Origin of the sequence: Granulicella mallensis MP5ACTX8 (genome assembly GCF_000178955.2) — a bacterium.
GTDB lineage: Bacteria > Acidobacteriota > Terriglobia > Terriglobales > Acidobacteriaceae > Granulicella > Granulicella mallensis.
In genome coordinates this window covers 5515372-5539882 of record NC_016631.1, presented here as the reverse complement: position 1 = coordinate 5539882, position 24511 = coordinate 5515372, and the positions used below count along the sequence as shown (strand labels likewise).

At 60.4% G+C, this 24511-nt stretch carries 18 protein-coding genes; 9 read left to right on the top strand and 9 right to left on the bottom strand.

The genetic code is table 11. The annotated features are described in order from the left end of the window. The first annotated feature begins 50 nt into the window (after positions 1–50). The 4 genes from ACIX8_RS21415 (at position 51) to ACIX8_RS21400 (ending at position 3330) form a co-directional block, all read left to right on the top strand. Positions 51–1196, top strand: a complete 1146-nt coding sequence (locus ACIX8_RS21415; protein ID WP_014267480.1) for a metal-dependent hydrolase — start codon at positions 51–53, stop codon at positions 1194–1196. 410 nt (positions 1197–1606) lie between these two features. After that, positions 1607–2158, top strand: coding sequence for a DUF6580 family putative transport protein (locus tag ACIX8_RS21410; protein WP_014267479.1), 552 nt, complete (start codon positions 1607–1609; stop codon positions 2156–2158). A gap of 150 nt (positions 2159–2308) precedes the next feature. Then, entirely contained in the window at positions 2309–2623 is a 315-nt protein-coding gene (locus ACIX8_RS21405; protein ID WP_014267478.1) for a YXWGXW repeat-containing protein, read from the top strand. A gap of 98 nt (positions 2624–2721) precedes the next feature. Then, positions 2722–3330: a KdsC family phosphatase gene (locus ACIX8_RS21400; protein ID WP_014267477.1), complete on the top strand. Its 609-nt coding sequence runs from the start codon at positions 2722–2724 to the stop codon at positions 3328–3330. Positions 3331–3337: 7 nt separating this feature from the next. Here the strand turns inward: ACIX8_RS21400 and ACIX8_RS21395 are convergent, their stop codons facing one another. Beyond that, positions 3338–3721 carry a (R)-mandelonitrile lyase gene (locus tag ACIX8_RS21395; RefSeq protein WP_014267476.1) on the bottom strand — a complete coding sequence of 128 codons (384 nt, stop codon included), beginning with the start codon at positions 3719–3721 and terminating at the stop codon, positions 3338–3340. Positions 3722–3890: 169 nt separating this feature from the next. Here ACIX8_RS21395 and ACIX8_RS21390 point away from each other — a divergent pair, with 169 nt between their 5' ends. Both ACIX8_RS21390 and ACIX8_RS26290 read left to right on the top strand, forming a co-directional pair. Further along, the gene (locus ACIX8_RS21390; RefSeq protein WP_014267475.1) at positions 3891–8516 is read left to right on the top strand and encodes a DEAD/DEAH box helicase; all 4626 of its coding nucleotides are present in this window, start codon (positions 3891–3893) and stop codon (positions 8514–8516) included. Then, a complete protein-coding gene (locus ACIX8_RS26290; RefSeq protein WP_014267474.1) occupies positions 8513–8701 on the top strand; it encodes a DUF5522 domain-containing protein in 189 nt (62 codons plus the stop codon). The genes ACIX8_RS21390 and ACIX8_RS26290 overlap by 4 nt, the downstream gene beginning before the upstream one ends. Before the next feature lie 76 nt (positions 8702–8777). Here ACIX8_RS26290 and ACIX8_RS21385 read toward each other — a convergent pair whose 3' ends face one another. From ACIX8_RS21385 to ACIX8_RS21360, 6 genes are all read right to left on the bottom strand, one after another. Beyond that, positions 8778–9695 (bottom strand): tetratricopeptide repeat protein, encoded by a 918-nt coding sequence (locus ACIX8_RS21385; protein ID WP_014267473.1) that lies wholly within the window; start codon positions 9693–9695, stop codon positions 8778–8780. 137 nt (positions 9696–9832) lie between these two features. Next, positions 9833–10882: a VWA domain-containing protein gene (locus tag ACIX8_RS21380; protein ID WP_014267472.1), complete on the bottom strand. Its 1050-nt coding sequence runs from the start codon at positions 10880–10882 to the stop codon at positions 9833–9835. Positions 10883–11074: 192 nt separating this feature from the next. Next, positions 11075–13228, bottom strand: coding sequence for a VWA domain-containing protein (locus tag ACIX8_RS21375; RefSeq protein WP_014267471.1), 2154 nt, complete (start codon positions 13226–13228; stop codon positions 11075–11077). A gap of 104 nt (positions 13229–13332) precedes the next feature. Beyond that, entirely contained in the window at positions 13333–16989 is a 3657-nt protein-coding gene (locus ACIX8_RS26375; RefSeq protein WP_263053377.1) for a TonB-dependent receptor, read from the bottom strand. Between the two features lie 95 nt (positions 16990–17084). Further along, positions 17085–17852 (bottom strand): hypothetical protein, encoded by a 768-nt coding sequence (locus tag ACIX8_RS21365; RefSeq protein ID WP_014267469.1) that lies wholly within the window; start codon positions 17850–17852, stop codon positions 17085–17087. Positions 17853–18607: 755 nt separating this feature from the next. Beyond that, on the bottom strand, positions 18608–20248 hold the full coding sequence (locus tag ACIX8_RS21360; protein ID WP_014267468.1) for a CTP synthase: 1641 nt from the start codon (positions 20246–20248) through the stop codon (positions 18608–18610). Between the two features lie 189 nt (positions 20249–20437). Between ACIX8_RS21360 and ACIX8_RS21355 the strand changes: the two genes are divergently transcribed. Both ACIX8_RS21355 and ACIX8_RS21350 read left to right on the top strand, forming a co-directional pair. Then, positions 20438–20929, top strand: a complete 492-nt coding sequence (locus tag ACIX8_RS21355) for a YraN family protein (protein ID WP_014267467.1) — start codon at positions 20438–20440, stop codon at positions 20927–20929. Between the two features lie 24 nt (positions 20930–20953). Next, positions 20954–21448 carry a hypothetical protein gene (locus ACIX8_RS21350; RefSeq protein ID WP_014267466.1) on the top strand — a complete coding sequence of 165 codons (495 nt, stop codon included), beginning with the start codon at positions 20954–20956 and terminating at the stop codon, positions 21446–21448. A gap of 57 nt (positions 21449–21505) precedes the next feature. Here ACIX8_RS21350 and ACIX8_RS21345 read toward each other — a convergent pair whose 3' ends face one another. Together ACIX8_RS21345 and ACIX8_RS21340 are read right to left on the bottom strand one after the other, a co-directional pair. Continuing rightward, positions 21506–21844, bottom strand: coding sequence for a P-II family nitrogen regulator (locus tag ACIX8_RS21345; RefSeq protein ID WP_014267465.1), 339 nt, complete (start codon positions 21842–21844; stop codon positions 21506–21508). Positions 21845–21884: 40 nt separating this feature from the next. Next, positions 21885–23456: an ammonium transporter gene (locus ACIX8_RS21340; RefSeq protein ID WP_014267464.1), complete on the bottom strand. Its 1572-nt coding sequence runs from the start codon at positions 23454–23456 to the stop codon at positions 21885–21887. 559 nt (positions 23457–24015) lie between these two features. Between ACIX8_RS21340 and ACIX8_RS25750 the strand changes: the two genes are divergently transcribed. Continuing rightward, complete coding sequence (locus ACIX8_RS25750; RefSeq protein WP_150110703.1) at positions 24016–24318, top strand: hypothetical protein; 303 nt, start codon at positions 24016–24018, stop codon at positions 24316–24318. Positions 24319–24511 lie beyond the last annotated feature (193 nt).

Genomic DNA, 24511 nt, shown 5'->3' with positions numbered 1-24511 from the left:
GTCATGCTCCGCCTCTTCCCTCGCGAGCGCGCTCAAGATAGACTGCGCGAATGGAACCGGTCACCCACATCCTTACCGGAGCCTGCCTGGCGCGCACCGGCTTCAACCGCCGAGCCGCCTATACGACGCTGGCCATGGCCGTCGCGGCAGAACTACCCGACATCGACACGCTCTGGAGCTTGCGCGGCCCGGTCGAGGGCTTCCAGCACCATCGCGGTATCACGCATACGTTTCTCGGCCTCCCCTTTGAGGCCGCGCTGGTCGTGGCGGCGATCTACGGCCTGCATCGCTGGCGCCTGGCCAGAAGCCAGCGCATCACCGGGGAGAGCTCATCTCCCCGAAAGCCCCTGACCGCCGCCCCGGTCCGCTGGGGCCTGCTCTATCTCTTCACGCTGCTCGCGCTGCTCAGCCACCTGTTACTGGACTACACCAACAACTACGGCCTCCGGCCGTTCTTCCCGTTCAACTCCCACTGGTATGCGGCTTCCATCGTCTTCATCTTCGACCCGCTGATCTTTGCTTTGCTGCTGGGGGCTCTGGTGCTTCCTGCTCTCTTCCGCCTGGTCGGATCAGAGGTCGGCGCACGACGTCAGCCGTTTCCGGGACGAGGCCTCGCCATTGCTGCCTTGCTGGGCATTGTGTCCCTGTGGACGTTGCGTGAGGTGGAGCATACCCGTGCGATCCAGTTGGCATTGGCGCAGAGCACGGTGGCTCCGTCAGCGCCAGTCGTAGACACGTCCGCATCCGCAGACGGCCCCCTGGCCCCACCTGCGCCCCCTCAGACCTATCTCGCTCCGCAGCATGTACTTGCCAATCCCGATCCTCTCAGCCCGTTCCACTGGTCGGCGGTGCTCGACTATGGGCCGTTCTATCAGCTTGCGGAGATCAACACGCGCAACGGGGTGGTCAATCCTGCCGACCATACACTGCCCAAGCCGGATCGCAGCGCCGCTGTGCTGGCCGCCGAGGCCAGCCCGCTAGGCCGCGCCTTCATCGACTGGTCGCCGTTGCCGTTGGTCGATACCAGCCAGCCCGAGCCCTTCGCTCCGACGCGGGTGATCTTCCGCGACCCGCGCTTTATGGGCGATGTCCCCATGCTGCGCTCGGAAGCGCACACACCGCTTACGGCGGTGGTCGAAGTGGACTCACACAACCACGTCGTCGGGCAGATCATGGATGGACGAGAGCAGAAGTAGAGGCGTCGCAGTGACGATAGCTGGGCAACGACTTTAATCAGACATTTTCACACCCCACACAGAAGCGTCATCCTGAGCGAAGCGCCTCGCGTTTTTTTGCGAGGCGCGCAGTCGAAGGACCCCGAGGGCCTTTATCTCACCCAGGATATTGAGACCTTTTCCAGCACGAAAACCTGGGCTCGAGCGCTCGAGGTAGAAAAGGGGCGAAGGGCATGGGCAAGATTGCAACCCTCGGGGTCCTTCGGTCCTGAGCGTAGTCGAACGGACGCGTCCCCAAATGACGGGACGCTACGCTCAGGATGACGATTTTGTGGGGAAATAAGCAAAATGCCAGGAATGCGTCTCTGGCTGCTGGACTACAATCATCGGACAGGCTGTTTTCGCGCCAACTTCTCCTTTGGGAGGTCCCCATGCTAGCCATTCTCGTTCTTCTGCTTGCCGCGCTTAGCCGACTTCTTCCGCACGCGATGCACGCCGTGGGGTTGAACTTTACGGCTGTGGGTGCGGGTCTGCTCTTCTTCGGTTCGCGCCGTCCGCGCTGGCAGGCTGTTGTAGCCGCTGCCGTCATGGCACTTACCGATATCTACCTGACAAAGGCTGTCTACGGCCTCCCGTTCCACGTGAGCGCCTACCTGGTGACATGGGCGTGGTATGCGGCGGTCTGCCTCATCGGCAGCAGCCTTCTGCGCAAAGTAACAGCATTGCGTGTCGTTGCGAGTGTCTTCGCTTCGGCGACCAGCTTCTTCCTGCTGAGCAACTTTGTGGTGTGGGTCAGCTCCGACATGTACGCGCACAGCCTCACAGGTCTGAGCGCCTGCTATGCGTCGGCTGTCCCGTTCTATGCCAACGATCTTGCTTCGACGGGCCTGGTCTCCGCCGCTCTGTTCGGTCTCCCTGTTCTCGCCGCGCGCACAGTAGAGATACTGCACGCCACCCAACATCGCAATCAGCCGTTGGCCTAGATACCAATAGTCGTCTCTTCGTAATCAGCATCAGCACGAATAACCGGCTTGGTAATTCGCTTATAAACGCTCCATTTTCTCCGCAACTTCCCCGGCGTATATACGTCTGATTGAGAAAAGAACGAGGCATCCCTCGTTGGGAGTTCGAGCATGAACAGTACCAGGAAGTACTTATTTACGATCGTCGGCGGTCTTATGCTGGCCGCAACCCTTTCCGCCGGAGCACAGGTGGTTGTACGCATCGGCCCACCGCCTCCGCGCCCTGTTGAGCGTGTTCCGCCTCCACCCTTCGAGCATCGCGGCTGGGTTTGGCAGGAGGGCTATCACCGCTGGGACGGTCATGGTTATATCTGGGTTCCGGGCCATTATGCTGAGCCTCCCTATGAGCACGCGCATTGGGTCCCCGGTCACTGGGCCAATCGCGGCGGCGGCTATGTCTGGGTCGAAGGACACTGGCACCGGTAAGAAACAGGGATGAGGGCACAGGGATTAGGGATTAGGTTGGGTATGTGGCAGTTCCTAATCCCTAATCCCTGTGCCCTCATCCCTTGTATCATCGCCTCATGTCTGCTGTGATGCTGTCTCCTGAAGATCGTGCCCGTCGCGTCAAAGTTCTGCTCTTCGATGTCGATGGTGTTCTCACCAACGGCGAAATCACGATCATTCCTAACATTGCGCCCAATACCGAACTCAAGGGTGTCGAGGTCAAGAGCTTCTCCGCGCATGATGGCCTGGGGATCTCCCTGGCACGGCTGGCTGGGCTGAAGATCGGCTTCGTCACTAAGCGTAACTCGCAGGTTGTGGCTATCCGCGCACGAGACCTCAAGATCGACCACGTGTACCAGGGACAGGCGCACAAGATGGAAGCCATCGCGAAGATCCTCGTCACTGAAGGCTGCACGCTCGACGATCTGGCCTATGTGGGCGACGACATCATCGACCTTCCTGTCATGCGTCGTGTAGGCTTTGCGATTGCGACGGCCAATGCGCGTCCCCAGGTCAAGGCTGCCGCGCACTACACGACGCCGATGTCCGGCGGCTTCGGTGCGGGCCGCGATGCCATCGACTTCATCCTCAATGCACGCGGCATTCTCGATGAGATGATCGAGCAATATCTCGATGCCGAAAATCCCGAGTCGCAACGCGCCGATATCGGCGTCGGCAATATGTAGTTTCTCGCTATTCCGTTACGTGTTCCATCCACACCACGTCGACGCCGTTGTCATCGGTCTCCTGCATCGCCAGGTGCACCATCGTGCGTCCAGGCGCGGCGCCATGCCAGTGAACTTCGCCGGCCTCGATCCAGACGGAGTCTCCGGATGCGATCTCCTGCACGGGCTCGCCGCGCAGTTGCACGTGGCAGACTCCGCTGAGTACATGCAGGGCCTGACCGCGGGGATGCGTGTGCCACGCCGTCCGCGCGCCGGGCCCGAACGAGACACGCGTAGCCTTCAAACGCGAGGGCGCTTCTCCCGCAACCACGGGGTCGAGCCATACCGTTCCGCTGAACCAATCGGCGGGACCTTGTTTCGTGCTGCGTGTTTCTTCCTTGAAAATCTTCATGGATTCAAACTACAGCAATTCCCGAGTGACACGATAGGAGGCCTGAAGCCATGCCTTTAACGAAACGCTCCTCCTTCAGCATTTTCTTAAGCCCTCGAAGATCGCCTGAAATTTCTGTTTAAATCGCTACCCTCAAGGCGAACAAACTGCGAACAGCTACAATATCCCCATGCACCTCGGGCCTCCTAGTACGGATACCGCCACGCATGAGGCTCTCGCCTGGGCGCACCCGGTCGTGCAGGAGTGGTTCCTTGCGAAGTTCGGTTCCCCCACTGAGCCGCAGATCGCCGGCTGGCCCGCGATCCTCCGTGGCGAAGCGACGCTGATCTCCGCGCCCACCGGCTCTGGTAAGACGCTCACCGCGTTTCTCGTCTGCATCGACACGCTGCTACGCAAGGCCATCGAAGGCCGTCTCTCGCAGCAGACGGAGGTGGTGTACGTCTCTCCGCTCAAGGCACTCTCAAACGATGTGCAGAAGAACCTCGACGGGCCGCTGGCGGAGATTCAGCAACTGGCCCTCGAGCGCGGCTATCTTTGTCCCGAGATCCGCACCGGCGTGCGCACCGGTGACACTCTCGCGAAGGACCGCACGGCGATGCTCAAGCATCCGCCGCACATTCTCGTCACCACGCCGGAGTCGCTCTACATTCTGCTCACGGCAGGCAAACCACGTGAGAATCTCACGCGCGTGCGAACGGTCATCGTCGACGAGATCCACGCCATCGCCGACGACAAGCGCGGCGCGCATCTCGCGCTCTCTCTGGAGAGACTGGACGCGCTGGTCTGCGGCGAGAATCGCCTGTCGCCAGGCACGTTTGTAACCGGTCTCTCGCAACCTCCGCAACGCATCGGCCTTTCCGCTACGCAGAACCCCATCGAACTCGTCGCGAACTTCCTGGTTGGCGTGAACTCGGGTGCTGCATCGCCTGAAAGACAAGGGGCTTTAGCCCCGGAGGGAATGCGCCAGCCTGCGACGATCATCCAGGTAGGCCAACGCCGCACACTCGACCTCGCTCTCGAAGTTCCCTCCGATGAACTCAGCGCTGTTACGAGCACTGCGATGTGGAGCGAGATCTTCGACAAGCTCGCAGGCCTGGCAAATCAACATCGCTCGACGCTGGTCTTCGTCAACACGCGCAAGCTCGTCGAAAAGATCAGCTTTGAACTCGCCCAGCGCCTGGGCGAAGACGTTGTCGCGGCCCATCACGGCAGCCTCTCCCGCGCTCTGCGTCTGGACGCCGAGCAGCGCCTGAAGAACGGCGAGATCAAGATTCTCATTGCCACCGCCTCGCTTGAACTCGGCATCGATATCGGCAGCGTCGACCTCGTCTGCCAGATTGCAACCACTCGCGCCATTGCTGTTGCGATGCAGCGCGTAGGCCGCGCGGGCCACTGGCGCGGAGCCATCCCCAAGGGCCGCTTCTTCGCTACGACTCGTGACGATCTACTCGAGCAGGCCGCGCTGTTGCGCAAGATGGTGGCCGGCGAGCTCGATCTTCTCGAAGTCCCTGAGCTTCCCATCGATGTGCTGATGCAGCAGATCGTCGCGGCCTGCGGTGCGGAGTCCTGGGACGAGACCGCGCTCTACGAGGTACTGCGCCGCGCGTGGCCGTATCGCAATCTCACGCGCGAGCACTACGACGAACTCCTCGGCCTGCTGCATAACGGCATCGAGAGCTCACGCGGACGCTACGGCGCGTACCTGCTGCGCGACCGCGTGCAGGGCCAGCTCCATGCCCGCCGTGGCGCGCGCATGATCGCCATCTCCAACGGCGGCGCCATTCCTGACACCGCTCTTTACAGCGTGATGCTGCAACCTGAGAACGTGCAGATCGCCACGCTCGACGAGCACTTCGCGGTAGACTCTTCTCCCGGCGATGTCGTCCTGCTGGGCAATACGAGCTGGCGCATCCAGCGCGTGGACCCCGCCGGCAAGGTGCTGGTCGAAGACGCGCACGGCGCACCACCAAGCATTCCGTTCTGGGAAGGCGAAGCGCCGCAGCGCACGTCTGTCCTCTGCGATGGCGTAGGCGATCTGCGCGGAGAGATCGACGCGCGCACGCGCGGCGTTGTACCGAGCGCCATCAGCGCCATGCATCCGGAGGTCGCGGAGTGCATCTTCTGGCTGCAGCAGAACTGCTTCGTCAGTGAATCCGCCGCGCTGCAGCTCATCACCTACATTGTCTCGGGCCGCGCTGCGCTGGGAGCCGTGCCGACCAAGACCACCATCATCGCTGAGCGCTTCTTCGACGAGGGAGGCGGCCAGCAGCTCATCCTGCACGCTCCCTTCGGCGGCCGCATCAACAAGGCCTGGGGGCTCGCGCTGCGCAAGCGCTTCTGCCGAGGCTTCAACTTCGAGTTGCAGGCTGCAGCGACCGACAACGGTATCAACATCTCACTCGCGGAGCAACACAGCTTTCCGCTCGCAGATGTCTTCCAGTTCCTCACCGAGCACACGGCCAAAGAACTATTGGAGCAGGCCTCGATTCCTTCGCCGCTCTTCAAGAATCGTTGGCGCTGGGCCGCGGGTCGCTCCCTGCAACTGCTGCGCATGCAGAAGGGCAAGCGCGTCGCGCCGCAGATCCAGCGCACCCGCTCGGACGATCTCCTCGCGAGTGTCTTCCCGCACGCCTCAGCCTGTCCTGAGACGATGGTCGGCGATATCGAAATCCCCGATCATCCGCTCGTCCGCGAGGTGATGAAAGACACACTCGGCGAGGCGATGGACCTCGAAGGCCTGCTGGAAATTCTGCGCAGCATCGAGTCGGGTACGATCCAGTGCATCGCTGTCGATACGCCGGTGCCGTCGCTGTTCGCGCATGAACTTATCAACGCGATGCCGTATGCGTTCCTCGACGAGGCAGGAACTGAAGAGCGCCGCGCGCGATCCGTCATGCTGCGCCGTTCCTTGCCGGATGCGGTCTCTGACGGTGCGGGACGCCTGGATCAAGCGGCGATCGACACGGTGCGCCAACAGCTCTGGCCGGACATTCGTGACGAACACGAGCTCCACGATCTGTTGCTGCAACTCGTCGCACTGCCCGTCGCGTTTGTCGAAGCAGCAGGGAAGGCACAGCCGTTGCAGCACTGGCCGCTGTACTTCGAGCGTCTCGCCGCAAAGGGGCGCGTACACGTCGCCGAACTCGACGGCTCTCCCGCATGGATCGCCTCTGAGCGCCTCGCCGATGCCGCCCTTCTCTGGCCTGAAGATTCTGTGCCGCACTCGTCGCTCGCAACCTCGCAGCTCGTAGCTCTTAAAACCCCCGAAACCCCGTCATCCTCAGTCGCCCCACGGGACGCCGCGACGACCCAACTCACACAAGGCTGGCTGCAAATCCTCGGTCCAACCACTGCAGCGCGCCTCGCGACGATTACGCATCTGCATCCGCGCTCGCTGCATCAGTCACTGCTCGCGATGGAGATGCAGGGCCTGACGATGCGCGGCGTCTTCGAACACGCAAAGCCCGCAGACGACGCGCCGCACGAGATCGAGTGGTGCGAGCGCCGCATCCTGCAGCGCATTCATCGCCTCACGCTCGGCACGCTGCGCAAGCAGGTCGAGCCTGTTGCTCCGAATGTCTTCATGCGCTGGCTGCTGGACTGGCACCACGTAGCGCCGCAGACACAACTCACAGGGGAAGAGGGCGTGCTCGCAGCGCTCGAACAACTGGAAGGCTTCGAGGCTCCGGCTGTCGAGTGGGAACGCACGCTGCTGCCCGCGCGCGTCGCGAACTACGATCCTCGCTGGCTCGACAACCTGTGCCTCGCGGGCGTCGTTGGCTGGGGACGCATCTCGCCGCATCCTGCGTGGCTCTCCACGACAGATGCCACCGCACCACGCCGCGTCATTCCCACGACAGCCGCGCCGATTACGTTCTTCCTGCGCGAGTCTGCCGAGTGGCTTCATCATGCCCTCGCAGCGAAGTGTGTCGAGGAGCAGGTCCTCACACAATCCCTCTCTCCGGAAGCCCAGCAGCTTCGCGCCCTGCTTAGCGAACGCGGTGCGGCCTTCACCGCCGATCTGCAGCGTCTCAGCGGCCTCACCAAGCTGCAGACCACAACCGCGCTCTGGGAGCTCGCGACTGCCGGCCTGGCCTCCGCCGACGGCTTCGATCAACTCCGCGCCATGATGGACCCGCGCCGCAAGTCCGCTGCCGTTGCGCAAACCGCTGCCACCAGCCTGCGCAAACGCACCGCTGCCCGCACCACCGCAGGGCGATGGTCGCTGCTCTGTGAGCCCGTCAACGCATCGACAGAGCTGGGACCGCAAGGCGCGATCGCCCGCGCCAAACAGGCTGCCGTGGCGCTCGATGCCCATGCCCGCATCCTGCTCTGCCGCTACGGTGTGCTCTTCCGCGACCTGCTGGCCCGCGAATCAAACGCCCCTAAATGGCGCGACCTCTTACCCGTGTTGCGCCGCCTCGAAGCCCGGGGCGAAATACGCGGAGGCCGCTTTGTGAGCGGTCCCTTCGGTGAGCAGTATGCTCTTCCTGAAGCCGTCGAGTCGCTTCGCACGGCGCGCCGTGAGGCCACTGCACGCGCCGAGGAAGCGCCGCTGGTCGTTGCCGCTGCCGACCCACTCAATCTTGCAGGCATCATCGTCCCCGGCGAGCGCGTGTCTGCGGTTCCCGGCCGCGAAGTCTCCTTCCGCAATGGAGTGGTGGTGGAAGAGGAGGGCGCTGTCGTTGTTCCCACTGCGCCAAAACGTAAGCGTTCCATCTCCGACATCCTTCGCGCCGCGGCGGTTTCCCCGCGTGCGGCACAGTCGGTGGTTTCGCCAGGACTCTTCCCATGAGCGACACACCGGAATCCAACAGGGAAGCGGAGCAGATCCAAATTGCTTCCGCCGAGGCAGAGAACGGTCCTCTGCGTCCCGAAGACTTTTACATGGAAGGACCATACATGGTCTTTACCGCGGCCTATCATCTGCGCCGCGGTTACTGCTGCAACTCCAGCTGCCGTCATTGCCCTTACAAGTAATCTGGGGCACAAAAAAAGCCCCACCCTGCAGCGCGAAAATTACGCGCCGAGGGTGGGGTAGTAGGTGGATAGGGGACTACCGTCCGTTTTGGCTGCCGCTCTGCGGGGCCTCTCCGAGGCCTGGCGCTGAGGGTTCCATTCCTTTAGCTCTAAGTTGTGCCGCATTGTCCAGCATCAACTTTAACTGTGGGTCTTTCTCATAGGCCTGCAGGACGGCATCGTTGCGCAGGCCATTGCGCACATCGAAGCCGCTTTCGCTGGCCTTGGCCAGCCACAGCCGTGTCTCAGCCTCGTTATGCTCTTTTGCGTACAGCCTGGCGATCTCGAAGCAGAGCTGGCTGTAGTTCTCGGTGCCGATGAGTTGTGCTGTGGTCCCGCTATTATCGCGATGCTGCAGCACTTCCGGGTCTAACTGGATAGCCAGCGCAAACTGCTTGCGTGCGCTTTCCATATCCTTGCCGCCGAAGTACGCCATCCCCAGGTTCGAGTGGTATACCGCCGACTTCGAGTCCAGCTTCGACGCGCGTTTGTAATCCGAGATTGCCGCTCGGTAGTTGCCTGTGGCGTACTCCGTCACGCCGAGGTTGTTCCAGGCAATGGAGTCCTTCTTGTGCAGCCGCACGGTGCGCAGGAACATCTCGTGGGCCAGGGCGTTTTGGCGCAGCTCCAGTCTGGTGACGCCCATCTTGTTGAGTAGCACGCTCACGTCTCCACCGCGAGCCATGGCATAACCGTAGTAGTCCAGGGCGTCTTCGGGAAAGCGGCGAGCACGCAGCACATCGCCTGCTGTTTCGAGGTCCTTGGCGCTGGCTGTTTCGGGGTTGGGAAGATGCGGCGCAATCATGGCCCACACCGGACTACTGTGCTGCAACGCACGGGTCGCCGGAGAGGTCATGGGTGCATCTTTGGCTGAGATAGTTTGTTGAGCGAAGAGTGCGGCCGATGGGAGTGTTACGGCCAAAAGCGAAGCTAGAGCTATAGTGTGCAGGCGCATCACAAAGCCCCTCCTTTGAGCGGCATCCATAATGCACCTGCAAGGTGCCATCGTCAAGTGGCCGAGTCCAGAAGGTGCAGAAAAAGATACGCCCAGGGTGCGAAGGGGCCCCAGATGGACCCCCTTCACACCGGAAATCAGGGCTGGGAGTAGTAGCCATCGCGGGTGCGTGCGACGAGTTCCGGCCTGGACAGCTTGATTTCAATATGGTGATACTCGTTGGGACGCTCCGCCGGAGCCGCCTTGAAGGTGATCTCGTAGTAGGCCGTTGTGTCCTCCAGACACCGCTTCAGCAGCGCGGAGATGTCGTTGCTGGCGTCGGCGACAAGGCCGCCGCTTTGTGCCGCAAGCACCTGCAGGCTGAGGTTCCCGATGTTGACCTGGCTGGGTTTACTGACTCCCTTGAGAAATTCTTCGTAATAGCTGGAACGGCCAACACCCTCGGCGGTACCGAGCGGATTAACGGCATAGAGCGTGATGCGATTCTCGCGAAGCTGGGTCGACAGGCTTACGATGTCGTTGAAGATCCCCTGCTCCTGCTTGCTATCGAGTTCAATGCCGGGGCCGGAGAGGATCGGCCAGCCCGGCGAGACCCACAGGATGAGCTTGCGTCCGGGAACGGTGGCCTCATGCGCCGCAATCTGATGGAGCGCCGTGAGCGAGATCTGAAAACGGTCGTCGGCTCCGTAGAAGCCTGAAGAGCGGCGAAGCGTCCGCAGCCCGATGGAGTAGCTATCGAGACTGGCGCTGAGCGCATTCCCATCCTTCGAAAATCCATTCTGCAGCTTCACCCCTTCGTCCGACAGGAAGGCGAGCGCGGTGGGATGGTCGAGCTTACCGCCGTTGGCATGCAGGACCTTGTCGATCTGGTCGCGAATGTAGGCAACATTTGTATAGTTCGTATTGACCGAATCGACGAGAATGATGGTCTCTACCGGAACCTCATCGCTGCCGATTGCCCGGAAAGAAGTGATCGGCTGCGGATTCTTGTTATCGAGCAGCGTGAAGTCCTTCTCCTGCAGCCCTCCAAAGGGAGGACCGCCACCCTTGACCGTAGTAACGACATCGAGGTGGATCGTGCCGTTGTCGATCTTGGCAGGCGGGTGGACTGGCAGGAGTTGTTGTGCGGAGACTGTTGCCAGGGATAGAAGCGGGGCAAAAAGAAGAAGACCGAGACGTGACCGCATGAACATAAGTTCCTTTGTTCGATCGGAGATGCAAGTTATCTCCGTCGCATAGCCCCGTCGCAGGAAAGATACGAGGTCTGGAAGGATTAGACGCTAACGGCGGCCAGCAAGTCTCTCCATCTTGTCACTGTTGTCTCTTCATCTTGTCACTGCAGGGCCCCTCTTCGCCAAGCAGGATGGGACCCTGCGAATCTACTGAGCAGGCGTCTTAGGCGCGTCTACTGGAGTTGCCGTTACCGCCGCGGGCGTAACCCGCAGCGCTATACGTGGGAAGCTGAAGCTACCGTCCGCGTCGTCGATCACGTTTACTTGGCAGATGTACGTTCCGGCCTTCAACTGCGCGAGTGGAACGTCGAACTGGAACGCCACGGCTCCACGGTCCGGAGTATTGACGATATTCGCCGTTACCAGGGGCGTCTCGTAGACCTTGGTGCCGCCGCTCAGGAACTCGATGCTGGTCAGTACATGCACCGGGCCTCCCTCGCGGCGCCCCAGCCCAGGAGAGGCCGCAGGCTCTGCTGCGCCCTTCTGCCTCGAAGGATCGTAGACCTCGTAGAGGAAGTACAGGTGCTGGTCCTGCCGGAAGACATGGGCTACATTCGGCACCCACTCCAGGCCATCGCGCACCAGCAGGTTCTTCGAGTTCTTGACCGTGTTGGGAGTGCGCTGGCTGGCCAGCACCACCGAACTCAGCTTCAGCGGAACCTTCTTCAGGTCGGGTACGTTGATGTCCGTCTCAAAGCTGCCCAGATTGCCGGTCTGGTTTTCGCGCACCACGAACTTCAGGTGATACTTGCCCGGAGCGAGCGAGAAGCCGGTCGAGTACTGAATGTTCTTCCGCTGTACCTGTTGCGACTGATCGAGCGCCAGCTTGACCGTGTCGCGCACATTGCCCACGGCAATGCCCTGGCCATTCCGTACCTGGCCGAGAATGTCGAGGCTCGCCTTATCGCGCTCGCCATTCTTCTCAAACGGAATCTGCGAGCCCGGAACGAGCAGGCTGACGGGGACGTAGAAAAGATTCTCGCTCTGCCGGAAGTAGAGCGCCTGGAGATAGACCGCAACATCGGTCGCCGGAAGGTCGCTGCGCATCTGTTCGGTCAGTGCGAGTTCGCGGTCCTCGGTCTTCTGGTGCTGGAAGTCGGCTGGAGCGAAGTACCCCGGACGGAAATCGATCTTCACGTCTTTGCGGTTGACCGTGATGGTGAGATGGCGGAACGTTCCATCGTGCGCCTGGTTGGTAGAGTGGAAGCCCAGGATGTAGTAAGCCTCGGTGTCGTGCTGCACCTGCTGAAACGCCGGACCAAAATCGTTCGAGTCGAAGAAGGCCTTGCCGCCCGTATCCGCGCTCAGGGTAGACAGCGTCTCCTGGGAGCCGTAGTTGGCGCTGAACTGTGCCGTCACGGCTGCGCCGCTATAAGCCGAGTTGCCGCGAAGACTGCCCTTGCTGGCATCGCCGACCGGCGGCAGTGCCTGCAGGCCGCGCGTGTCGACGCTGTAGATCGCAAGATTCGCCTTGGCGGCTTCGTTGGTGGCGGCACGCAGGCTGGCCTGATTCTCGATGCCGTTGCGTGTCAGTCCGCCCGAGAAATACAGCATGGACTTGCGTTGATCGACGCGCTCCAGGCTCTTGGAGATGGCGCGAATGGCCAGCAGCTCGCGATCCGTGTTCAGGCTGTTGTACTCCGTGTCGTCCGCGGCGAAGGCCGTGGTGTCGTCGCTGGTGCCGTCGGTCGATCCTGTGCCGCCATTGGCAAAGCCCGTCTCGTCGCTGCCGTTGTACTTGGCGAGTCCCTTCAGCAGGGCGGCTTTGTCGTTGGTGAAATCCTGGTCCATGGTCAGGCCGGTCGACATGCTGACCAGCGCGACAAGATCCGCAGGCTCCATCTTCTTGTTCACATAGTCGTTCGCCGCATCCACCGCGCGGTCGATATCTTCATCCTGCATGGAGCTCAGGTCGAAGAACATTACGATCAGGCGATGGTCGTGCAACTGCTTGGGGCTGGCCGCAAAGTTGTTTTCCAGCAGGTCGGCGATCGAGGCTTTGCCCGTAGCTGTCGTCTTCTCCGCGAGCACCGCGGCCTGATCGACGTTCTGGTAGTCGAAGCTGGCGATGGTCTGTGCCTTCTTGTCTTCGACGATATGGAAGTCGCTGGCCTTCAGCCCCTTCACCAGTTCGCCGGTCTTCTTGTCGCGGACCACCACGTTGGTCAGTACGATATTGGCGTTCACCGTCATCGTGTACTGACCCTGGGAGTTTTGCTGCGGAGCATTCTGCGCAGCAATGCCCATCGGGTTTCCCAACCCAAGTCCTACCACCGTCAAAGCCGCTACAAGACGCCGCATACTAAACTCCTGACCAACTCAAAAACCTCATCGCTAAATCCCTCATCGCTCGTAGCTGACTAAAACTCATTATTAGCCGCCACCCTGAAACACGAGAGCAAAAACTAGAACCGATATCTCGCCTGCACCAGCAATGAGCGCATGGTCGCGGCGCTGGTGACCTCGCCAAAGTTCGCGCTGTTCTCCGTCGTGTTGATGCCGTTGTACTGCACGGTGTTGAACACATTGCTTGCCGTCACGCGGGCCTCGAATGAGTTGGTGCCGCCGAGCTGCACGGTGCGTGATAGAGAGGCGTTGACCGACACCGTTCCAGGGCCTTCGATCGAACCTTGGGAGGCGGTTCCGTACTGGCCTGAGGCAGGTGCTGTGAATGCGGCTTTGTTGAAGAACTCCTGGACTGCTCCAGGGCCCTTCAACGGTTGATTGAAGTTGCGGTCCGGGCGCTGTATGAAGGTATTGCCCGACGCGGCTTCCGCCTGGTTGCCGGAGTATGTCGGTGTGTAATAGGTTCCGGTCGCGAAGGTGAATGTACCGCTCAGCGAGAAGCCATCCAGCAGCTTGGAGGACATGCCGCCCTTGTTGAAGAACGCACGGTTCGGTCCGAATGGAAGCTCAAGCACCCAGTTGCCCGTCAGGTTGTGCCGCTGATCGAAACTCGAGTTGCCCTCTTCGAGGTCGAGGCGATAGAAGTTCTGGATCGGAGTGCCAACAGCTCCGCCGACGCCCGAGGCGTTGTCGATGGTGTGCGAATACGTATAGGTAAAGCCCAGCGCAATGCCCTTCTGCTGCCGCTTCTGCGCGCTGACGACCAGTTGGCTGGAGCGCGACTCCGCCGCGGCCTGTTCAAAGTCGAACGGCGCAATCCCCGGCGTGGTAGTGCCGGAAGGCGTTCCATTTGGCGAGCCCACTACGTCCAGCTTGCTTCCCTTGGAGCCGTTGTAGCCGATGTTGAACACGATGCCCAGCGGGAAGGTCCGCTGAATATTCAGGTTGTAGACCTGCACCATGCCCAGCCGGTAGTTCTTGTCCACGGCCCAGTTGTTCTGGATCGTCTCCGACGTCGAGCAGCCGAATCCGTTCGCCAGGGTAAGGGTTGGGTTGGGCGTTGAAGGTGTAAGCGTGGTGCAGCCTGTAGGCGTTGGATTCGGATTGGTTTCGGTGGGCGTCGGCACATCGTTGGTCTGCGTGTTTGCAAAGGGGACCTGGTGAGAGAGCGATCTCGCGAAGGTCGCAAACTGCCCGGTGTTGTAGTTGATGCCGTAGCCGCCGCGCACCACGGTCTCCTTGACGAACTTAGGCTTCCAGGCGATGCCGAAGCGCGGAGAGAACATCGTGCGGTCAGGATTGACGAGGCTGGTGGGAAATCCCGGAGCCCCCGGCTGTACAGGGTGAATCGAAGCCGCGGAGAAGGTTGCGTCGTGATCCAGGTTCACAAGCCGGTTGTTCTTCTCGGTGTAGGGCGCGAAGTACTCGTAGCGCAGGCCGGCGTTGATTGTTACATCGGCCGATACGCGGTAGTCATCCTGGGCATAGCCGTCATATGCGTTCTCGCGCAGATAGATCTTGTACAGCCCGGCCTGCAGGCTGGTGCTTCCGGGCAGGCCAAGCAGGAAGTCGGCGAAGCCATCGCCGCTGGCGTTCGCCTGTCCCGCGGTTCCGGCGCGTTGATCCGCGGGGCTTGCCGTCGCAAAGCCGGTAAAGGTGTACGAGCCCAGGGGATTATTGCCGCCAATAGAATCCGCGTGAACTCGGCGAATGTCGAACCCATAGCGCATGTTGTGCTTCTTATGCCGCCAGGCCACAAAGTCCGAGAAGCTGATGGTCTGGTTGATGGTCTGGCTGGGCGTCTGGTTTGAGAGCGTCTGGAAATTGCTGATGCTGAAGCTTGGCAGGCCGTTATAGAAACGCGGATCGGCAAAGCCTCCGGCCTGGTTCGGAACGTTCAGGCCTACGGTCGCCGACGGATTGTTCGCCGTGTCCGTGAAGTAGTTGCGTGTCTTCGAGTCCAGCCGGTTCCAGTTCAGGCTGGCATTGTTGGAGAGCCTTCCATAGCCGATCGTGTAGCCCGCATTCAGCCCATTGCCGTCGGTCTCACTCGCGCCGCCCAGCGCCAGGAAGATGTTCCGGTTATCCTGCGCGGAGTGCGAGTAGTTGTAGCCGATATTGACGTTCTGCCGCAGGGCGGGCGGGGCATTCGTGTTGCCGCCGCGCCTTCCACCACCACCGCTGCCTCGTCCAAAGCTTGGGGCGTTGCCAATCGTCCGAATGTAACGCGTGTTGATCGCGACGTTGTTGCTGCCTGCATTCGAGATCGTCTGGTAGTTGTAGGCCTGGGAGTTTTCCGGAATGTTCGGCGCAGGATAGTAGTTCAACAACTGCTGGGCCACGGGAGAGATGGGAAGACTAGTATTGGCCAGGTTGTTTCCCGATATGGGGTTTCCGGTCGTTGGATCAAAGAGCTCTACTGGGGTGGCATTGTTGCCCGAGCCCAGCGTCGACTGCGAAAAGTCTCCCTCACGCTCCAGCGCTGTCGGTACCCGGCCTGTGGCGAGAAACGCATTCAGGTTCTTCTGCCCAGTCAGATTGATGAAGACAAACTGTTTGGTGCTTGGCTTCGTCAGCCCTGGAATATAGGGAGACCCGGCGATACTCAGGCCAAACCGATTGGAATACGCGGAAGGATTGGTCAGGGGTTGCAGCGAGGGAGACCACGGTGCCGAGTTCAGCGACGAGTTGCTGCCCTGGTAGAAGATGCTGCCATGAGGCTGTGCGGGATTGAAGTTGCGGAATCCTCCGCTTCCAAATCCACCGCCGCCACCACCGCCTCCGCCACGTCCGCCGCGACCACCGCCGCCTCCACTCCCTCGGCCACCGCCACCACCTGCTCCGCCACCCATCATGCCGCCGAACATGCCTACGATGACATTGGTCGGATCGGAACCGGAAGGAAGTTGTCCATTGGCTTTGGCTTGATCGACGGCATCCTGTACGCGTTGCCGAATCTCATCTTCGCTGTAGTTCGCCAGCGGATTCGTCTGGCCCTGCTGGCCGCTCACCGCAATGGAATCAGCCCCGCCGCTATCCCCAAGCCCCCCAAGGGAAGGGGGAGCTTCACCCGCACCGCCTCCTGCATTGCCGGTCGTCGCGCTGGCATCGACGGTGTCCTGTTCTCCTGCGCTCAGGCTCAGGCTTTGTACGCCACGCGCCAGGTTCGCTCCTCTTGCGCCTGTTCCCTGCAAGGACGTTGTGGCCGCCTCCTGCTTGGCTGCGGCAGCCTCGGCGCGGCTGGCCAACTGCATACCGAAGTCGGTCGGCTTTGCCACGATGGTGATGGCTTTTTCCGCTGCCTCCGCCTCTACGCCGGTCAAGACCGTCTCCTGGGTTGTCGTGGCAAATCCAGCCAGCTCTGCGCGCACTACATAACGTCCGTTGCGAGGAATCTTCATCGCATAGGCCCCGTCGATGTCCGTCGAGGTCGTGTACTTCTTGCCCGTCAAGGTATTGGTCGCTGTGATGGCGACTCCCGGCAGGGGAACCCCGCCCGCCTTGCCCGCTGTTCCGGCTACGACGGTGCCGTGAATTGTGCCACCCTGGGCGGAAGGCGCGCTGGCAGTGTTCTGTGCGGGAGCAGGTGTAGAGGAGGTCTGAGGAGTAGTGCTGTTTGCATCCGGCGAAGCCGGGTTCTGCGCCTCGGCGGTTACAACCAGAGTCAGCGCTGCGAGTCCCATCGCCGCCCGTCGTTTCGTTATCCAAACAGCCACGTACACTCCCTCTGTCGCCGAACTCTTCGGCGGATCACAATCGAACTGGCCCCATCCTGTGTGGATGATGATTCGCGCAGGTTAGCTGGTCTGCGCTATTTGGCTCCTGGCCCTGGTGTCTCTGCAGGTGTGCTCTGGGGCTGGCCTTCGCGACGCCGTCCCTGTCCGGGTGCGCCCACTGTCAGTTGAGCCGGTACGAAGACGCCACTCTTTACAGACCCGGTTCCGCTCACCGTGTCGCCAACTTTTATATCGGCCAGGGTGATGCTCTCACCTGTAGCTGCGGGGGCGTTGGCCGCTGCGTTGCCAGTACCGGCATCTCCCATGCCCATGCCGCGCCCGATGCGACCGCGTTTGAAAGAGGTCGTCTCATCGAAGCCAATCGTCTGCGAGACGCCATCCAGCCGTTGCACCGTCATCTTCGCGTTGTCCGCATCGATGGCCGTCACCTTGCCCAGGATGTAGGTCTTGCCGAGGTTCTCTTTCATGGTCTTCAGCTGCGCGGCATCGGTGGCCATCACCATCGCCGCGTGCAAGGTCTTGTTCGGCGCATCGAGATTGCCCATCGCCAGCACGCCATCGCCCGCCTTCAGGTCGGTGATTTTGACGGTGACGCCGCGGCCCTTCATCACCCGCGTATTGGGAGTGGTCGTGATCTGGACGGTCTCCCCCTCGGTGGTCTTGACGGTCACGTTCGTGCCTGAAACCGCCGTGATCTCACCACTGACGCGCTGCATACCGGCAAACTGCCCTCTTTGCGAGCCTTGCTCCGCCGGCTCCTGCGCCCGCGCCGAAAAGGCAGGGAAGAGCATCGCGCTTGCCAATATCGTCAACACTGCCGCCCCGGCTAATCCTTGCCGCATCGTCCGTCCCTCCAGCCTTTGGGTAACCCTTATCGATAGAGACGGAAATGCGCGGCAGAAGACGCGGTAGCGGAGAGAATTATTCTTGAGGCGCCGATGTCATCCCTTTTAGAGAAGCCCACGTCTCTTTCTATATAGACGCGTCGATTATTCGCTAATAAAACAGGTGTTGGTTTGATCGATTATTGGTTGTAAAGCTCCAAGCCGACAGGGACGACATTATCCTCACCCAGGTCGCAAGGCTTGGAAGTGCGACGCTGAGTTAGACCGAGTGCAAAGCCCCAAAGGGGCGTTCTATACCAGCCCAGGGCGTAGCCCTGGGTAATTGGGTAAGTAAAGCAGAGGGCTGAAGGCCCGACTCATCGGTTGCGCCACGATGGTTGATCTTTCAGTCCTCTGCGTGCCCTTGTTTCGTCTTTGCACTTGCTTTTCTGGTTGTCATTCCGAGCGTAGCGAGCGAACCTGCTGTCTCCCGCTTTTCGCCAGTATCACCGCAAATGTTATGCGTCCGTTCAAAACTGCCCGTTTTAGCTCGTGCGCTTCTGGGTGATACGAACGAAGAACGGGAGACAGCAGGTTCGCTCGCTACGCTCGGAATGACAACCAGAAAAGCAAAAGCGTCTCTCCACGTCCAGTCATTCTCTTTCCCCAATAACCAGAAGCGGCGTGAGATCTGCTCTCACGCCGCTTCTGGTTACGCGTCTTGGGCTACGCCCTGGGCTGGTATGAATCGCCCCTTCGGGGCTTTTATCCTGCTACGCCTTAACCTCAGCTTCCACCAAACTCTGCGCCTTCAACAATCCCCGATTCGCATAGCTCGCCTTCACAAACGAATGAAACAGCGGATGCGGCTCCAGCGGCTTCGACTTGAACTCCGGATGGAACTGGCAGCCGAGGAAGAACGGATGGTCCGGAATTTCCACGATCTCGACATAAGTCGCATCGGGAGTCGTTCCCGTCAGCCGCAGGCCCGCAGCCGTTAGGGCCGGTTCGTACTCGCGGTTGAACTCGTAGCGATGCCGATGCCGCTCTGAGATCTCTGTCGTTCCGTAAGCCTTGGCGGCGAGCGAGTCCGGCTCCATCACGCAGGTCCACGCGCCCAGACGCATCGTCCCGCCCATCTCCTCCACGCCGATCAGCTCGCGCAGCTTATAGATGATGCGATGCGGAGTGGCCGGGTCGAACTCACCCGAGTTGGCGTCCGTCAGACCGCACACGTTGCGCGCATACTCAATACACGCCGTCTGCATGCCGAGGCAGATACCAAAGTAGGGCACCTTGTTCTCGCGCGCATAGCGAATCGCGTTCAGCATGCCTTCGATGCCGCGCTTGCCGAAGCCACCCGGGACAAGGATGCCGTCCAGGCCCTCAAGCTGAGAAGAGTAGTTCTCCACTTCGAGGCCCTCGGCCTCCAGCCACGTCACCTTCAGCTTCAGGTTTTCGGCCAGCGCTCCGTGTACCAGCGCTTCCTTCAGCGACTTATAGCTGTCTTCATACTCGACATACTTTCCGACGATGCCGATCGACACCTCGTCCTTCGGGTTATAGGCCCGGTGCACGATATCGACCCACTGCGACATATCCGGAGTCTTCGTCTCCAGCCGCAGATACTTCATCGCCAGCGTGTCGACGTTTTCGGCCGCAAGGTTCAGAGGAACCTCATAGATCGAAGGCACATCCCGCGCGACGACAACGGCAGCTTCTTCGACGTTGCAGAAGGCCGCGATCTTCGACCGCATCTCCTGCGGCACTGCGCGGTCGGCGCGGCAGAGCAGGATGTCCGGCTGGATGCCGATGCTGAGCATCTCCTTCACGGAGTGCTGCGTCGGCTTGGTCTTCAGCTCCTGCGCGGCGGCGATCCACGGAATCAGCGTGACGTGCACGAAGCAGGTATTGTCCCGGCCCAGCTCCTGCCGCATCTGGCGAATGGCCTCGAGGAAGGGAAGCGACTCGATATCGCCCACCGTTCCGCCGATCTCGACAATGGCGACATCGCAGTCCGCGCCGATCTTCTTGGCCGCGTTCTTAATCTCATTCGTCACGTGCGGAATCACCTGCACCGTCTTGCCGAGGTAGTCGCCACGACGTTCCTTGGTGATGATCTGCTCGTAGATGCGGCCCGTCGTCAGGTTGTTATCGCGCGACAGCTTCGCGTGCGTGAACCGTTCGTAGTGGCCGAGATCCAGATCGGTCTCCGCGCCATCGTCGGTGACGAAGACCTCGCCGTGCTGGAACGGTGACATGGTGCCCGGATCGACGTTCAGATACGGGTCAAATTTCATCAGATTGATGCGTAGTCCACGCGCTTCGAGTAAACAACCGATCGAGGCTGCTGCGAGCCCCTTACCCAGCGATGACACAACACCGCCCGTCACAAAGATGTACTTTGCTGACATAGCCGCGACCTCATTCAAATGGTGGTTTGGGTTGTGCTTGGTGTGCACATCCAAGTATATCGCTGAACCTGTGCAAGACTCGCCCGCGCGGGATTATATTGGGCTCTATCCGGCGATTCGTGCGATATTTTGGGCCTTTTTGCGAAGAGTCCCGTCACAAACGCCCCATTCTCGCGTTATTCTCTCCGCATGAGCCTTGCCACGTTCACGCTCGGCCTGGAACGCCGTGCCTACCTTGCGCTGCAGCGTCTGGCTGCGCGCAACTCCAACGGCAGTCCCAGGCCTCAGCATCTTCTTACCGGAGAACAAGGCGAAGATGCAGCCTGCTTCCACCTCCGCTCGCTGGGATATACGATCGTCGCGCGCCGCTGGAAGGCCGACCGCATCAAGGGAGACCTCGACCTCGTTGCCTGGGACGGAGACACGCTCGTGATCTTCGAGATCAAGACCCGCACGGCCCGGGACCTCGCCACCGCCGAGAGCCAGGTCGACCTCTACAAGCAGCGCGTCCTCCGCCGCATGGCCGCGGCGTACCTTCGCCAGATCCCCGAACCCCATCGTGATCGCATCCCGATCCGCTTCGATGTGCTCTCGGTCTACCTGCTGCCCGAGGGGGCGGCGTTCGAACACTTTCGCGATGCTTTCTCCGCCCATGCCGAATTACGCCACTCCGGTGTCTAATATTCCAGAAGAGGAAACCGAATCATGAGCCTGCTGGACGCCCCTGCCTACAATGCCCGCCGCGAAAACCTGAACCGCAACCTGCTGATCGCCGGCGGTGTGCTTATTCTGCTCTTCGTCGTGCTGACGCTTGCCGGCTTCATGCTGGGCCACGGATGGCTCTTCTCCAATCTCAGCACCGAGCACAAGGTGAACACCTTCTTCGACGCGCTCGAGGCGAAGGACTACAGCAAGGCCTACGGCATCTATAACAACGATCCCAACTGGCAGCAGCATCCCGATAAGTACTCCGGCTATTCGCTCAATCGCTTCACCGAAGACTGGACGATCGACAGTCCGGTCAAGGGGCCCGTCCTCTCGCATCACGTCGATATCTCGAAGACCGACGGCACGGGGACGTTTGGCACGGGCATTATCGTCGCCGTCCGCGTGAACGGCGACCACAAGGTCTTCATGTATGTGAATCGCGCCGACGGCACGATGACCTGGCCCGCGCCGCACGAGCTTCAGTACAACTAAGGTTCCCGCAGGGGCTCTCGGCCTGAACCGGGAATTGACTAGGAAACCAACCGCAAGCTACAGCGCAATCTCACCCCGGTCCTGGTTGCGAATACGGATGGCATCCTCAGCCTTGTAGAGGAAGATCTTTCCATCCCCGATCTCCCCGGTAGCGGCGTTCACAAGGATGGCATCGATCACAGGTTCCACGCGCTCATCGGTAACAACAATTTCGATGCGCACCTTGGGAATCAGGCTGATGGCATACTCCCTTCCCCGATAGCTCTCGGTATGGCCTTTCTGGCGACCGTGTCCGCGAACTTCGGACACGGTCATACCTTCAATCCCGAGCTGGGCAAGCGCTTCCTGGACCTTATCGAATTGGCTGGGGCGAATGATAGCTTCCACTTTCGTCATTGTCGTTCCTCGCTTATCGTGTCGTTCGAGTAGATAGGGTCTACTTCTCGCTGGGTACCGAGAGGCCGGAGGGAGAGCCGAGGCTCGTGATGACGTACTCGGGATAGGCCGTGATGCCGTGCTCGTGGAGGTCGAGCCCGTACAGTTCGCCTTCGTGCGAGACGCGCAGCGTTCCGGTCAGATTCACCAGCCACATCACCAGCAGGGCCACGGCAAAGGTGGAAAGCGTAATGATGGCGCTGCCGATCAACTGCGCCTTCATCAACGTAAGACCGCCGCCGTAGAAGAGCCCTGTCAGCGGCGCGCTGTTATCCGGCGCCGTGGGGCCGCTCACTCCATACTTGCCGATCGCGAAGAGACCCAGCGACAGCGTTCCCCAGATCCCGCAGAGGCCGTGCACGGGAACCGCGCCGATCGGATCGTCGATGCGCAGGTACTCGAGCAGCTCCACGCCGAGGACCACGACGACGCCCGCCACCGCTCCGATAAGAATCGAGCCTGTCGGGCTGACCCAGTAGCAGGGACAGGTAATCGCAACCAGGCCCGCCAGGAAGCCGTTGACCGTGAAGCTGATGTCCCACTTCTTGCTCATCGGGTAAGACATAAACATCGCGCTGAGACCGGCAGCGCACGCCGCGAGCGTGGTGTTCGCAGAGACGCGCCCGATGCCTTCGAAGTCCATGGCGGAAAGCGTCGAGCCGGGATTGAAGCCATACCAGCCGAACCAGAGCAGCAGCGCTCCCGAGGCGGCGATGGTCAGATCGTGCGGCAGCATGGGCCCGCCGCCGTCGCGCTTGAAGGTGCGTCCCAGCCGAGGTCCCAGGACGATCGATCCGGCCAGTGCCACCATGCCGCCGATGGTGTGGACCACCGTCGAACCGGCGAAGTCATGGAAGCTCTGTCCCAGGTGCGGAAGAAAGTATCCCGCAGTGCCCATCGTAGCCAGGAAGCCGTCCGGCCCCCATGCCCAGTGGCCGATGATGGGGTAGATGAATCCCGAAACTGCAAGGCTGTAGAGCAGATCGCCCACAAAGCCGGTGCGGCCGATCATAGCGCCCGAAGTAATAGTGGAACAGGTATCGGCGAACGCGAACTGGAAGATCCAGAAGGCGAGAAAGCTGACGCCGCTCGATTCGTAGGTCGTGGGAATGTCCTTCAGGAAGAACCAGTGGTAGCCGATAAAGCCATTGCCATGGGAGAACATGAAGGCGAAGCCGATGGCATAGAAGAGCAGGCCGCAAAGACAGGTGTCGACGATGCACTCCATCAGCACATTGACGGTCTCGCGTGAGCGGCAGAAGCCCGCCTCCAGCATGGTGAACCCGACCTGCATGCCGAAGACGAGGAAGGCCGCGACCAGCGTCCACATGGTGTTGATCGGGCTGATCACGTCGGCTACTTTGATCGCCGGAGTATCCGCGGCGAACACCTTCGCGAAACAAAGTTCGGTCACCACAGCGGCCACCGCCATCACGGCGGTGACGCCGAGGACTTTACCGGCAAGGAGCGTAGCGCCGTAGCGGCGCCACTCTGCATCGCGCAGCCGTGTGCTGAGGCGCATGAGTTTCTGCGAGAAGGAGGGACGTGCTTCCTGGGTTCGGGCGGAGGGCATGGCAAGACTCCTTGATCGGGTTAAGTAGGCAAAAGGGGTAAAGGTCCCCAATAAAAACACGTAGGGCAGGCCCTTTTGGAGCTGGCTTGCAGGCTCCCGGGCGGCAATTTAAAGAGGCTGAGAATTGTGTTGCAGTAGCTGTACCGTACCCAGTGCCGCACGGAACAGCAAGCACTGTTTGCGCAAAGAGCTTATTTTTATGCGACACATCACCAAAAGCCATGTGCGAAGGTCTTCGGCATCGCTTCGAGAACTCTCAAGCCCAGAGGGGACGAGGGGATTTCACGATGAGGCGAGATAGAATTTCGCACGACTTCGCACTTTTTCGTTATGCGCCGTATTGAATTTTCTGATAGGCGCGATATCTGACCGAATCCCCATCCTCACCGTGCCTCAACAAGCTGTTTGCACAGTTCGATTCGCTCCAGAAGCAGTTTGATGACACGCACTAGCGATCAGGGATGAAGATAGAAATGGTGGGCCCGGAGGGATTTGAACCCCCAACCAAGGGATTATGAGTTGCTCCCCAATGCCGCAAGTGCAAATGAAATAAGACGCTATGAAGCCAGAAAGTGGGTGTTTTCTTTATGTTCCTCTGCGACTTTTAGCGATTGGATTTCAGCTCTTAAAAAACTGGATATGGATCGGGCAGGTAAACGATCTCCCCAAATATCAGGCACCATTTTCCATCTTTGACATGGGTTTGAAATTTTGTGTTGCCACTACCTTGCACTCAAAAATAACGGGCGCTCTGGCCGTTGCGGGTGACGGTGCTCAATTTCTCAAAACTTGTCTTTTCTCTGCTTTGTCAAGCTGCTATCGACCAAGGAACGTATTGTCTGAAAGAACAGGTCGTGGTTGAAGCCATAGATAAGCGCATCGTTAGGCATCATAGCTAGACGCTCAATTATCGCCCGCCCGTCCCAGAAGCGTTCCAGCGTTTTCTGCTGATTCCACGTCGCAAGATTCCGGATCGGCATTACCCTAATCCTTCATCAGCACCGAAGGAATCGGCCCGGAGGCGTAAACCTCAGTCTTCATTTTGCCATTGCTGC